Genomic DNA, 12,513 nt, shown 5'->3' with positions numbered 1-12,513 from the left:
CCTAGCCCGCCAGCGGGTCGGTCACCGTGACGGTCCCCGCCACGATGTCGTCGCGGACCTGCTTGACCTTGGCCACCACTTCGGGGCTGGAGGCGACGGTGCAGCCCGAGGAGCCCAGGTCGTCGCCGAGCGCGTTCACCCCGACGCCGCCCTCCTTCAGCCCGTACACCTTGACGCCGCCCGCCCTGCCGGCGGCGATGTCCTTGATGGCGGAGGCCTCGGCCACGTCGACGTGCTTGAGGACGTTGTCGACGATCGCCCCCGGGCTCTGCGCGCACTGGTTGACGTCCACGCCGAAGGACTTGGCGCCCGCGGCCGCGGTGGCCTCGAAGACCCCCTGGTTGCCGCCGGAGGCCGCCGCGGCGACGATGTCGGCGCCCTGTCCGGTGAGCGACTGCGCCTGGGACTTGGCGCGCGCCGGGTCGCTGAAGGGATTGTTGCCGCCGACGTACAACGGGGTGCCGGTGACGGATGGCCTGACCGACTTGGCGCCCGCGAAGAACGGGTCGATCCACCGGTGCACGAACGGCGAATCGAGCGCCGCGACCACGCCGAGCTTGCCGCTCCTGGACAGCAACCCGGCCTCGACGCCGGCGAGGTACGCCGCCTCGTGCTCCTTGAAGGAGACACAGGTCAGGTTGGCGGCCTGGACCTTGGCGCAGGAGTCCACCTGCAGGAACTGCTGCCCGGGGTGCTGCTTGGGGACCGTGGCGAACAGGTCGTCGAACGAGAACGTCACGCCCACGATCACCGTCGGCTTCGCCCGTACGGCGGCGTCGAGGTTCTGGGCGATGCTCGTGGGGTCCTTGCTCTCGTAGAGCTTGAAGGAGGCTCCGATCTCCTTCGCCGCGGCCTCGGCGCCCTTGACGCTGAGCTGGAGGAAGCTGTTGGTCCCCACCGGGTTCGGGGTGATGAGGATGACGGACGTGCCGGGGGCGGCGGCCGGCTGCCGGTCACCGCCGCCGCACGCGGCGAGCGTGAGCGCGGCGGCGGCCAGTACGGCTGGCTTGCAGGTGGTGCGCATGGTCCCGAAGCATATTGCCTCTTTTCCTACCTGAACAACCTGAATAGGGGGGAATGCTCCGGGACGCGGAGCCTCTGCCTCCGGGTGATCCCGCCGATGACCTGGTCTTCTGGGGGGCGCACCGCGAAAGGTAGCTTGGAGGCGTCAGAAAGGGTGATGGCCATGCCCAATGCCCGGGAGCTGAAGGACGCCTTCATCGCAGCGATGAACGAGCATGATCTCGGCAGGCTGCTCGACTGCTACAGCCCGGACGCGGTCTACGTGAGCCCCGCCGGGGTGGCCGAGGGGCATGAGCAGATCGCCTGGAAGTTCGAGCACCTCTTCACGGCGTTCCCGGATCTGAAGATCACCCCATGGCACAAGTTCGAGTGGCTGGATCCGTCGGTCACGGAGTACACGCTCACCGGCACCCACACCGGCCCGTTCCTCCTGCCCGACGGCGAGGTGGTCGAGCCGACCGGCAGGCGCATCGTGGTCCGCGGCGTCTGCGCGTGCTCTACCGAGGACGGCCGCATCATCACCGACCGTGACTACTACGACCAGCTCGAGCTGTACTGCCAGCTCGGCTTCCGTCTCACCCCCGCCCCCTGCTGACGCCTCCCCGCGCGGGGCCCGGACGGTGCTGATCGCGGCCGGTCCGCTATGGGTAGCATGCCTGCATGCCACCCACCCGCGAGCACGCCGAACTCAAGCTGCAGCCGCTGCCGCACGCGGGCCGGTCGCTGGCCGAGCAGGTGATCTCCGAGGTGCGGCGCGCGGTGCACACCGGGGCCATGGTCCCGGGCCGGCTCTACTCCGTCTACCAGGTGGCCGAGCAGCTCAACGTCTCCAGGAGCCCGGTGCGCGAGGCGCTGCTGCGGCTCGCCGAGGCGGGGCTGGTGCAGGTGGAGCGCAACCGGGGGTTCCGTGTCGTGCTGCCGCATCCCAGGGAGATCGTCGAGATCTTCGGGGTGCGGCTGGCCCTGGAGCTCCCGGCCGTCCGGCGGGTAGCCGGGCGCGGGCCCGCCGAGCTCGGCGACCTCCTGAGCGCGACCATGGACGAGATGGCGGCGGCGGTCGCCGCGGGCGACGAGTCGCTGTTCTTCCACCTCGACCAGGCCCTGCACGATCACATCCTCGCCGCGGCGGGCAACGACAGGGCCCGCGCGATCGTCGGCGGCCTGCGCGACACGATGCGCATCCTCGGCACGTCCACCGACGACCGGTCCCGGAGCCTGCTGCAGGTGCACGAGGAGCACGAGCCGATCGTGGCGGCCGTCGCCGCCGCCGACCCCGGGGGAGCGGTACGGGCGATGCGCGCCCACCTCACCAACACCGGCCTCATCCTGGCCCGGCAGGCCGCCAGGGCGCAGGGGGAGCCGGTCGACGTGGACGCGCTGTGGGCGTCCATCGTCGACGAGGCCTGATCAGGAGTCCAGCCGGGCGAGCCCCAGTTCCTCGCGGACCCGCGCCAGCGACGCGGCCCGCGTGGAGGCGTACAGCTCGTACGGGTCGTGCAGCGGCCGGCCGAGCACCTCGGCCAGCGCCTCGGCGCCGAACTCCGCGCCCGCCCTGGTCACGTCCTTGGAGCCGTCGGAGGTCAGGTTCGACTGGAAGATCCCGGCGGCCGAGCGCGGCAGGAAGTCCTCGTAAACGATGGGCCGCGCGGTGACCCACCCCTCCGCCAGCAGGGTGGAGAGATCGGCCGGGGGAGCGGACCCGGGGCGGGCGCCGGTGGTGTGGAAGGTGAAGTAGGCCAGGTCGCCGCCGATCAGTTCGGCCTCGGTGCGCGGGACCTGGCCCTCCCACAGTTTCGCCGCGACGGCGTTGCGCTCCTCCGCCGTGACGCGCCGCCCCGCGAGCGCCGCCTCCAGCTCGGCCGTCAGCTCGTCGTACAGCGCGCGGCCCGCCGGCGTGACGGCGATGCCCCGCGCCTCCACCTCCCCGAACCGCACGCGAAGGTCGTCGGAGACGACGCGGCCGTCGTCCTCACGGAACAGCCGCGGTTCGGCCAGCGCGCGGAAGGAGGTCTGGCGCAGCAGCAGGTCGGGGCCGTCCCAGCGGGGCGGCCCCTGGATGGCGTCGATCATCGTGATGCCGCGCTCGGCCATGCGCTCGTAGAGGGCGTCGATGTCGAGCACGCGCGGGGTCAGGTGGTTGACGTGCGTGCTCGGCACCCCGCCGATGTCGGCGGCGACCGAGGAGACGCGCTCCAGCTCGGCGTACCAGCCGCGGGAGACGGGCTCCCTGGACAGCTCGAACGCCCGCGTGGCGAGGGTGAGGAACTCCTCGGCCGCCCGGTCGTCCAGGCCGCCCTCGGCCTCGGCCCGGCCGGCCAGCTCCAGCAGCCGCGGCGGGAACAGCCGGCGCGCCCCGAGGAACTCCTCCAGCCGGCGTTCGAGGTCCTCGTCGAAGAACCGCCGGTCGCCCGTGACCAGCATGGACGTGAAGACGCGGAACGGGTTGGCCGCCAGTTCGGCCTCCTCGACGGGGCGGAAGGCCGTGGAGACGACCGGTACCGAGCTGCTGGCCGCCTCGCGCAGGTCGTAGTAGCCGACGGGGTACATGCCCATCGCGCCGAAGACGCGGGCGACCTGCGCCATCTCGGCCGGTGTGCCGACGCGGATCGCGCCGTGGCGCTCGGCGGTGACCCGCTCGATGGAGCCGAGCCGTTCGGCGTCGGCCCCGGCGCGCTCCAGCACCTCGCGGTTCACGTCCTGCGCGACCTCGACCAGTGTGGTGTACGCGGGGACCTCCGTCCCGTACATCGCTGACAGCCGCCGCGCGAAAGCCGCCCGCAGTGCGGTCGAGTCGACCATGTTCCCTTCTCCTCTTCCCGCCGAGCCTTGAGTAGCGTGTTACATGCAACAGTACGGAGAAGTCGGGGTTGAGCGCCAGGGGGTCGCATGTAACATGCTACTTATGAACCCGGCAGCCTCCCTCGCGACCGAACTGCGCCGGCGCGGGGTCACCGACGTGCTGGACGACGCCACCACGCGGGCGGCCTACTCCTCCGACGCCTCGCTCTACCGGGTGCCGCCGCTGCTGGTCGCCCGGCCCCGGTCCGCCGAGGACGTGGCCACCGCGATCGAGCTGTGCGCCCGCCACGGCGTCCCCCTCACCGCCCGCGGCGGCGGCACCTCGGTCGCCGGGAACGCCGTCGGCCCCGGTCTCGTGCTGGACTTCAGCCGCCACATGCGGCAGGTGCTGCACGTCGACCCGGAGGCCCGGACCGCGGTGGTGCAGCCCGGCGTCGTCCAGGCCGACCTGCAGCGGGCCGCGGCGCCGTACGGGCTCAGGTTCGGCCCCGACCCGTCCACCCACACCCGCTGCACCATCGGCGGCATGATCGGCAACAACGCCTGCGGATCCCGGACGCTCGGCTACGGCCGCACCTGCGACAACATCGCCGCCCTCAAGGCCGTGACCGGCACCGGCGCCGCGCTCGACCTGCCGTCCCCGCTGGGCGGCCGGACGCCCGAGCTGGCCGCGCTGCACGACCTGGTCAACGCCAACCTCGCCACGATCAGGACCCGCTTCGGCCTGTTCGGACGGCAGGTGTCGGGCTACGCGCTGGAGCACCTGCTGCCGGAACGGCGGTTCGACGTGGCCCGCCTGCTGGCCGGCAGCGAGGGCACCCTCGCCGTCCTGACCGAGGCGACCGTCACGCTCGTCACCGACCCGGCGCACCGCGTCCTGGTGGTCCTCGGGTACGACGACATCGCCGCCGCCGGGGACGCCGCCCCCGCCCTGCTGGAGCACCGGCCCACGGCCTGCGAGGGCATCGACGCGCGCATCGTCGACGTCGTGCGCCGGCGGCACGGCCCGTCGGCCGTGCCGCCGCTGCCGCCCGGCGCCGCGTGGCTGTTCGTCGAGGTCGCGGGCGACGACGAGGCCGAGGTGCTCGACCGGGCCGGGCGGGTGGCCGCCGGCTCCGAGGACGCCCTGGTCGTCACCGACATGGCGCGGGCGGCGGCGCTGTGGCGCATCAGGGAGGACGGCGCGGGGCTGTCCGGCCGCAGTCCCGCCGGGCTGCCCGCCCACGCCGGCTGGGAGGACGCCGCGGTGCCGCCCGCCATGCTGGGCCGCTACCTGCGCGACTTCGAGGCGCTGATGGCCGGGCACGGCCTGACGGGGCTGCCGTACGGGCACTTCGGCGACGGCTGCCTGCACATCCGCCTCGACGTGCCGCTCGACCGGCCGGGCGGGAAGGAGGCGTTCCGCGCCTTCCTCGTCGCCGCCGCCACGCTGGTGGCGGGGTACGGCGGCTCGTTGTCGGGCGAGCACGGCGACGGCCGGGCCCGCGGCGAGCTGCTGCCGCTGATGTACCCCGCCGAGGTCATCGACCTGTTCGCCCAGGTCAAGGCCATCTTCGACCCCGGTGACGTGCTCAACCCGGGCGTGCTGGTCCGGCCCCGACCGCTCGACGCCGACCTGCGCGTCCCGGCCGCCCGGCCGGTACGCCGTGACCTCGCCCTGGCCTACCGGCACGACGGCGGCGACTTCGGCCGGGCCGTCCACCGCTGCACCGGGGTCGGCAAGTGCCGCGCCGACACCACCGCGACCGGCGGGGTGATGTGCCCGTCCTACCTGGCCACCAGGGAGGAGAAGGACTCCACGCGCGGCCGCGCCCGCGTGCTGCAGGAGATGGTCAACGGCTCCGAGGTGACCGGCGGATGGCGTTCGCCGGAGGTCCACGAGGCCCTCGACCTGTGCCTGTCGTGCAAGGGCTGCGCCTCGGACTGCCCGACCGGCATCGACATGGCCGCCTACAAGTCCGAAATGCTCTACCAGTCCTACCGCGGGCGGCTGCGCCCGGCGTCCCACTACTCCCTGGGCCGGCTGCCGTTCTGGTCGCGCCTGGCCGGACGGATGCCGCGCGCCGTCAACGCCGTCCTGCGCGTGCCGGGCCTGCGGCGAGCGGCGCTGGCGGTCGCCGGGGTGGACCGGCGGCGCACGCTGCCCGAGTTCGCCCCCGAGACGTTCCGGCGCTGGTTCGAGCGCACCCGGGACACGCGGGCGGCGGAGGGCAGGCCGGTGATGCTGTTCGTCGACACCTTCACCGATCACTTCGCCCCGGAGGTCGGACGGGCGACCGTGGCCGTGCTGGAGGCCGCGGGGTACCGGCCCGAGATCGGCGGACGCCGCCAGTGCTGCGCGCTCACCTGGATCTCCACCGGCCAGCTCGACACGGCCAAGGCCGTCCTGGGCCGTACGGTCGGGGAGCTGGCCGAGGCCGCGGAGGCGGGTGTGCCGATCGTGGGCATGGAGCCGTCGTGCACGGCCGTCCTGCGCTCGGACGCGCTGGAGCTGCTGGGCGAGCGGGCCGCGCCGGTGGCGGCGGCGACCCGCACCCTGGCCGAACTGCTGTCCGCCACCCCCGGCTGGCGTCCGCCCTCGCTCGACGGCCTGCGGGCGGTGGCGCAGCCGCACTGCCACCACCACGCCGTCATGGGCTGGGACCAGGACGCCCGGCTGCTGCGGGAGGCGGGCGCCGAGGTACGGCGGCTCGGCGGGTGCTGCGGGCTGGCCGGCAACTTCGGGGTCGAGAAGGGGCACTACGAGGTGTCGGTGGCGGTCGCCGAGCACCAGCTGCTGCCCGCGATCCGGCAGGCGGACGCGGAGACCGTCGTCCTCGCCGACGGCTTCTCCTGCCGTACGCAGCTCGCCGATCTGTCCCCCCGCCGGGGCGTCCACCTGGCCCAGCTCCTCGCCGACCGGCTGCCCGGCCGTTGAGGGAGGTGGTCACCCGGGGAAGCCCTGCCGTTGAGCCGGGGTCACCCGAGGAGGATCAGGAGGAGCAGATGGTACCGCTCGGTTCGATCACGTGCTAGCGTCAGGCACCGTACCGATCGGTTCGACCTTTGGAGCCCTGGATGGCCGACCCCCTTTCCGACGACCTTCCGCGCGACCCGGACTTCCCGGCCACCACACCCGCGGTGACCTTCCACAGCGGCGGCGAGACCCTGCTGGGGGTGCTGCACGTGCCGGCCGGCCCGGGACCGCATCCGGTCGTCGTGCTCCTGCACGGATTCCCGGGGAACGAGCGCAACTTCGATCTCGCGCAGGTGCTGCGCCGCGCGGGCTACGCGTCGCTGGTGTTCCACTACCGCGGCTCGTGGGGCGTCGGCGGTTCGTGGTCGTGGGGCCACGTGCTCGAGGACGCGGCCGCGGTCGTGGCCGGGCTGCGCGACCCGGACGTCGCGGCCGCCCACCGGCTCGACCCGGGGCGGGTGATGTTGATCGGCCACAGCACCGGCGGCTTCGCCGCGCTGATGACCGCGGCCGCGGATCCGTCCATCGCCGCGGTCGCCTCGGTGACCGGGTTCGACTTCGGTACGGTGGCGGCGCTCTGCCGCGCCAACCCGGGACTCCGGGAGGCCTATGTCGAGGCGTGGGCCGGTGAGCTGGGCCCTCTGCGCGGCACCAGCGGGGAGGCGCTCGTCGCCGAGATGGAGGCGGCCGGCGATTCGTGGCGGCTGGCCCGGCTCGCGCCGCTTCTGGCGGACCGCCCGGTGCTCCTCGTCGGCGCCGGCCTCGACACCGTCACCCCCTGCGACGTGCATCACGACCCGCTGGTCGCCACGTACCAGGCGCAGCCCGTCGAGCAGCTCGAACACCACGTTTTCCCCACCGACCACGCGTTGTCGGACCACCGCGTGACCCTGGCACGGACGATCCTGGGCTTCCTGGCGCGGCATCCATGAGGGCGACGCGGTGGCAGGCGCTGCGGCTGGCCCTGGGCACCGCCTCGGCGCTGGGCCTCGCGCGGTTCGCCTACGGGCTGCTCATCCCGGCCATGCGCGACGACCTGGGCTGGAGCCTGACCGAGGCCGGGATGACGAGCGCCGCCAACGGGCTCGGCTACCTGCTCGGCGCGCTGGTGACGCCCGTCGCCCAGCGCCGGCTCGGCACCGCGGCGACCTTCCGCTGGGGAATGGTCCTCACCGCGGTGACCCTGGCGGCCACCGCGGCCGGGGGCGGCCTTCTGGTGCAGCTGACCGCGCGGGCCGCCGCCGGGGTGGCGGGGGCGTCGGTGTTCATCGCCGGCGGGGTGATCGCGGCGCGCCTCGCCGCCGGCATGTCCTCCGACATGCCGATCGTCGTCTACTTCGCCGGCACCGGGCTGGGCATCGTGGTGAGCGGCGCGGCCGTCCCGGCGCTGGGAGATCGCTGGCAGCTCGCCTGGGCCGGTCTCAGTGCCGCGGCCGGCCTGGCGGCGCTGGCCGGGTGGTCCGCCGCGCGCACCGGCGAGGACCATGAGGCTCCGGCGGCGCCGCGGCGGGCACGGGTGCGCCCGCTGTGGCGCACGGCCCTGGTCTACGTGATGTTCGCCGCCGGCTACATCACCTACATCACCTTCCTGTCGGCCTACCTGGCGGCCCGGCACGCCCCGGTCGCGCAGGTGACGCTCACCTGGACGGTACTGGGGCTGGCCGTCGCGGCGGCGCCCGCCCTGTGGAGCCGTCCCATCAGCCGCCGGCCGGGCGGAACCCTCGCCACCCTGCTCGCCCTCCTCGCCGGTGGAGCGGCACTCGCCTTGGCGTCCTCGGCGCCGCCCGTCGTCCTCGCCTCCGCGGTCGTCTACGGGGCGACGTTCATGGGCGTGCCCGCCGCCGTCACCGCGCTCATCAAGGTGAACACGCCGCCCGCGGACTGGACGGCCACGCTGGCGGCCTTCACCGTCCTGTTCGCGGCCGGTCAGACCGCCGGGCCGTGGCTCGCCGGGCTCCTCGCCGACCACACCTCCGCCGACGCCACCCTGGCCTGGACCGCGATCCTGTGCGCCGCGGCGGCCCTGATCGCGAGCGCCGGCCGTTCACCCGTCCGGGCCGCCGCGGGGGCGGGTGCGGGTGAGCCGGCCGGGCAGTAGGGGCGATTTGTCCAATATGTGAATTGCGGGTGGTCAGCGGCCCGGCGGGTGGGAGAGCCTATGAAGGTCTTTCGGTCCACCGCACGTGAGGACAGCTCTGCTTATGCTCAACCCGGTCCACCTGCGGACGCTGACCGCCGTGCTGGACGCCGGGTCGTTCGCCGACGCGGCCCGGCGGCTCGGCTACACCGGTTCCGCGGTCTCCCAGCAGATCGCGGCACTGGAGCGGGCGGTCAGGACGCCGCTGTTCGAGCGCGGCGCCCACACGATCCGGCCGACCCCGGCGGCCAGGTACCTCGTGTCACGGGCCGCCGACGTGCTGTCCGCGCTGGAGGCCCTGGAGGAGGACGTCCGCGGCATGTCCGAGGGCAGCATCGGCCGGCTCAGGCTGGGCAGCTTCCCCACGGCGAGCCAGCGCCTCCTGCCGATCGCCTTGGCCTCCTACGCGCAGTCGTACCCGTCGGTGGAGATCCTCCTCGACGAGGGCGAGCCCGACGAGCTCATCCCGCAGGTCCGCGCCGGCGAGCTCGACGTGGCCCTGGTCTACCGCTACGACCTGGTGCCACGCGCCTGGCCGCGTGACCTCGAGGAGATCGCGCTGCTGTCGGAGGAACTGCTGCTCCTGCTCCCCGGACGGCATCCCCTGGCCACCGCCGGGGCGGTCGCGCTCGACGACCTCAAGCACGAGACCTGGGTGGCGGCCAGGGAGGGCACCGCCGGAGCCTCCTGCCTGCGCAGACTGTGCGCCCAGGCCGGATACGACCCCCAGACCGACTACCGCAGCAACGACTACGGCGTCATCCGCGGCTTCGTGCGGTCCGGGCTCGGCGTGGCGCTCGTCCCGGCGCTCGCGCACCTGCCCAGCGAGGGCGTGGTCGCGGCCCGGCTCGACGGGGTCCAGGCGCGCAGGCGCGTCGCCGCGGTGTACCGCCCGGAGACCGGGAACCCCGCGCTGACCGGCGCGCTGGGCGCCCTGCGCCAGGCCGCGGGACGGCTCGCGGGCGACCTGCCCGGCATCTCCGGTCCGGCACAGTGAGGGAGCCCTGCCCGCGTCCTCGGTTCCGCGCCGTGAAGAGGCCCACCCCGCGTCCTCGGCTCCGTGCGGTCAAGGTCCCGCTCGGCGTCCTCGGCTCGGACGTGCCCGGGCACCCGCTGGTCAAGCGAAAGAACTTCTTCGGCCACGCCCACAGATGGCCGTGCTCGGCCGCTTCCTCCGCCTCCACCCGCTCCCCGATGCTGGACGCACCGATCCACGACCCGAGAGGTGGAAGCGCTGCCGTGAGCGATGACGTCTTCGCACTCATGGACGAGTGGGGACCCGAGAAGGTCGTCTGCGTGTCCGACCGCAGGACCGGGATGCGCGGTGTCCTCGTGCTCGACAACACCTCCCGGGGGATGGGCAAGGGCGGCACCCGGATGAGCCCGACGGTGACCGTCGGCCAGATCGCCCGGCTCGCGCGCACCATGACCTGGAAGTGGGCCGCCGTCGACCTGTTCCACGGCGGCGCCAAGGCCGGCATCGTGGCCGACCCGAAGGCGCCGGACAAGGAGGAGATCCTGCGCGCCTTCGCCCGCGCCCTGGCCAACGAGGTGCCCAAGGAGTACGTCTTCGGCCTCGACATGGGCCTGACCGAGAACGACGCCGCCGTCCTGCTCGACGAACTCGGCGACCGCGGCGCCGCCGTCGGCCTCCCCGGCGCGCTCGGCGGCTTCCCCTACGACGAACTGGGCGTCACCGGGTACGGCGTCGCGGAGGCGGCCGACGCCGCGGCCGCCGAGCTCGGGTTCGAGCTGCGCGGCGCCCGCGTCGCCGTCCAGGGCCTCGGCGCGGTCGGCAGGGCCGCCGTCCGCAGGCTCGCCGAGCTGGGCGCCGTGGTCGTGGCCGCCTCCACCGTGGCGGGCTGCGCGTACGACCCCGACGGCCTCGACGTGGACCGGCTCCTCGCCCTGAGCGCGGAGCTGGGCGACGACTGCGTCCGCGAGTACGGCCGGTCGTACCCCGCCGATCACGCCCTCGCGGTCACCGCCGACATCCTGGTCCCCGCCGCCCGCGAGGACGTGATCGACGCCCGCGTGGCCGGGCTGACCACCGCCAGGCTGGTCGTCGAGGGGGCCAACCTGCCGGCCTCGCCGGAGGCCCGCGAGATACTGCACAAGCGGGGTGTCGCGGTGGTGCCCGACTTCATCGCCAACGCCGGCGGCATCGTGGCGGCCGCGCACTCGATGGACGCGCGCTACTCGCCCTTCCAGGTGCGGCCGGACGACGTCTTCTCCATGATCTCGACGAAGCTGCGGGCCAACGCGTCGGCCGTGCTGCGGGAGTCGCGCAGCCGGGAGATCACCCCCCACGAGGCGGCGTACGCGCTGGCCCGCGGCCGCGTCCGCGAGGCGATGGTCCTGCGCCGGCGCGTGCCCGAGGCCGAGCTCGTCTGAAAGGAACCCGTACATGAGCGAAACCGGACGTGAGCTTCCCTCCCGGGCCGCGGTCGTCATCATCGGCGGCGGCTGCATGGGCGTCAGCACCGCCTACGCCCTGGCCGCGGCCGGGGTGGGCGAGGTGGTGCTGGTCGACAAGGGGCCACTGGGGTCCGGCTCGACGTCGAAGGCCGCCGGGGGAGTGCGCGCGCAGTTCTCCGACCAGGTCAACATCGAGCTCGCCGTGCGCAGCCTGGAGACCTTCGAGACCTTCGCCGACCGCTTCGGGCAGGAGATCGACCTGCACAGGCCGGGCTACCTGTTCCTGCTCGACTCACCCGAGGCCGTCGCCGAGTTCGAGAAGAACGTGGCGATCCAGAACGACCTCGGCGTGCCCAGCCGGATCCTCTCGCCCCGGGAGGCCGGGGAGCTGTCCCCGCTGATCGACACCGACGGGCTGCTCGCCGCCGCCTACTCGCCCACCGACGGCCACTGCACCCCCGAATCGGTGGTGCTCGGCTACGCCGGGGCGGCCCGGCGGCACGGGGCCCGCCTGCTGCCCAACTGCGCCGCGACCGGCATCGAGACGGTGAACGGCCGCATCGTCGCCGTCCACACCGAGGGCGGCCGCATCGAGACCGACACCGTGATCTGCGCGGCCGGCGCGTGGTCGCGCGCCGTGGGCGAGTGGGTGGGCGTCGACCTGCCGGTGACCCCGCTGCGCAGGCAGGTCCTGGTCACCGAGCCGGTCCCTGATCTGCCGCCCATGGCGTTCACCATCGACTTCGCCACCACGTTCTACTTCCACCGGGAGGGTCCCGGCCTGCTCCTCGGCATGTCCGACCCCGAGGAGACCCCCGGATTCAAGCTCGACCGGTCCGACGCCTGGCTGCCGAGGCTGGGCGAGGCCATGGCGCGCCGGGCCCCGGCGCTGCTGGAGATCGGCGTCGGCACCGGGTGGGCCGGCCTGTACGAGGTGACGCCCGACCACAACGCGCTCATCGGCACCGCCCCCGGCGTCGACCGGTTCATCTACGCGACCGGCTTCTCCGGCCACGGCTTCCTGATGAGCCCCGCCGTGGGGGAGGTCGTCCGTGACCTGTACCTGGACCGGGAGCCGTTCGTCGACGTCTCCGGCTTCGACGCGCGCCGCTTCGCCCTCGCCGGGGCGCGGCCCGAGATCAACATCGTCTGACACAACCGACTACCGAGGGAGAAGCCC

10 protein-coding genes are annotated in these 12,513 nt (G+C 73.8%); 8 read left to right on the top strand and 2 right to left on the bottom strand.

The window, feature by feature from the left end:
• Position 1: 1 nt before the first annotated feature.
• A complete protein-coding gene (locus KIK05_RS38345; RefSeq protein WP_214415775.1) occupies positions 2 to 1,024 on the bottom strand; it encodes a BMP family ABC transporter substrate-binding protein in 1,023 nt (340 codons plus the stop codon).
• Positions 1,025 to 1,186: 162 nt separating this feature from the next.
• Between KIK05_RS38345 and KIK05_RS38340 the strand changes: the two genes are divergently transcribed.
• Both KIK05_RS38340 and KIK05_RS38335 read left to right on the top strand, forming a co-directional pair.
• On the top strand, positions 1,187 to 1,618 hold the full coding sequence (locus tag KIK05_RS38340; protein WP_214415774.1) for an ester cyclase: 432 nt from the start codon (positions 1,187 to 1,189) through the stop codon (positions 1,616 to 1,618).
• Between the two features lie 65 nt (positions 1,619 to 1,683).
• On the top strand, positions 1,684 to 2,430 hold the full coding sequence (locus KIK05_RS38335; RefSeq protein ID WP_214415773.1) for a GntR family transcriptional regulator: 747 nt from the start codon (positions 1,684 to 1,686) through the stop codon (positions 2,428 to 2,430).
• Here the strand turns inward: KIK05_RS38335 and hglS are convergent, their stop codons facing one another.
• Positions 2,431 to 3,822, bottom strand: coding sequence for a 2-oxoadipate dioxygenase/decarboxylase (hglS, locus tag KIK05_RS38330; RefSeq protein ID WP_214415772.1), 1,392 nt, complete (start codon positions 3,820 to 3,822; stop codon positions 2,431 to 2,433).
• Positions 3,823 to 3,925: 103 nt separating this feature from the next.
• Between hglS and KIK05_RS38325 the strand changes: the two genes are divergently transcribed.
• The 6 genes from KIK05_RS38325 (at position 3,926) to KIK05_RS38300 (ending at position 12,486) form a co-directional block, all read left to right on the top strand.
• Entirely contained in the window at positions 3,926 to 6,739 is a 2,814-nt protein-coding gene (locus tag KIK05_RS38325; RefSeq protein ID WP_250564126.1) for an FAD-binding and (Fe-S)-binding domain-containing protein, read from the top strand.
• Between the two features lie 140 nt (positions 6,740 to 6,879).
• Entirely contained in the window at positions 6,880 to 7,710 is an 831-nt protein-coding gene (locus tag KIK05_RS38320; RefSeq protein WP_214415770.1) for an alpha/beta hydrolase family protein, read from the top strand.
• On the top strand, positions 7,707 to 8,876 hold the full coding sequence (locus KIK05_RS38315; RefSeq protein WP_214415769.1) for a YbfB/YjiJ family MFS transporter: 1,170 nt from the start codon (positions 7,707 to 7,709) through the stop codon (positions 8,874 to 8,876). Before KIK05_RS38320 ends, KIK05_RS38315 begins: the two co-directional genes overlap by 4 nt.
• A 103-nt stretch (positions 8,877 to 8,979) precedes the next feature.
• Complete coding sequence (locus tag KIK05_RS38310; protein WP_214415768.1) at positions 8,980 to 9,912, top strand: LysR family transcriptional regulator; 933 nt, start codon at positions 8,980 to 8,982, stop codon at positions 9,910 to 9,912.
• A 242-nt stretch (positions 9,913 to 10,154) separates the two neighbouring features.
• Positions 10,155 to 11,309 (top strand): Glu/Leu/Phe/Val family dehydrogenase, encoded by a 1,155-nt coding sequence (locus KIK05_RS38305; protein ID WP_214415767.1) that lies wholly within the window; start codon positions 10,155 to 10,157, stop codon positions 11,307 to 11,309.
• A gap of 13 nt (positions 11,310 to 11,322) precedes the next feature.
• Positions 11,323 to 12,486, top strand: a complete 1,164-nt coding sequence (locus KIK05_RS38300) for an NAD(P)/FAD-dependent oxidoreductase (RefSeq protein WP_214415766.1) — start codon at positions 11,323 to 11,325, stop codon at positions 12,484 to 12,486.
• Positions 12,487 to 12,513 lie beyond the last annotated feature (27 nt).

The sequence above is a fragment of the Sphaerisporangium fuscum genome (genome assembly GCF_018531465.1).
GTDB classification, from domain to species: domain Bacteria; phylum Actinomycetota; class Actinomycetes; order Streptosporangiales; family Streptosporangiaceae; genus Sphaerisporangium; species Sphaerisporangium fuscum.
The sequence above is the reverse complement of the archived record's forward strand: the minus strand, read 5'-3'. Positions and strand labels throughout refer to the sequence as shown.

Excerpts from the sequence above, each read along its gene's own strand:
- KIK05_RS38345 (WP_214415775.1), bottom strand. The coding sequence starts at position 1,024 with ATGCGCACCACCTGCAAGCCAGCCGTACTGGCCGCCGCCGCGCTCACG.
- KIK05_RS38340 (WP_214415774.1), top strand. The coding sequence starts at position 1,187 with ATGCCCAATGCCCGGGAGCTGAAGGACGCCTTCATCGCAGCGATGAAC.
- KIK05_RS38335 (WP_214415773.1), top strand. The coding sequence starts at position 1,684 with ATGCCACCCACCCGCGAGCACGCCGAACTCAAGCTGCAGCCGCTGCCG.
- hglS (WP_214415772.1), bottom strand. The coding sequence starts at position 3,822 with ATGGTCGACTCGACCGCACTGCGGGCGGCTTTCGCGCGGCGGCTGTCA.
- KIK05_RS38325 (WP_250564126.1), top strand. The coding sequence starts at position 3,926 with ATGAACCCGGCAGCCTCCCTCGCGACCGAACTGCGCCGGCGCGGGGTC.
- KIK05_RS38320 (WP_214415770.1), top strand. The coding sequence starts at position 6,880 with ATGGCCGACCCCCTTTCCGACGACCTTCCGCGCGACCCGGACTTCCCG.
- KIK05_RS38315 (WP_214415769.1), top strand. The coding sequence starts at position 7,707 with ATGAGGGCGACGCGGTGGCAGGCGCTGCGGCTGGCCCTGGGCACCGCC.
- KIK05_RS38310 (WP_214415768.1), top strand. The coding sequence starts at position 8,980 with ATGCTCAACCCGGTCCACCTGCGGACGCTGACCGCCGTGCTGGACGCC.
- KIK05_RS38300 (WP_214415766.1), top strand. The coding sequence starts at position 11,323 with ATGAGCGAAACCGGACGTGAGCTTCCCTCCCGGGCCGCGGTCGTCATC.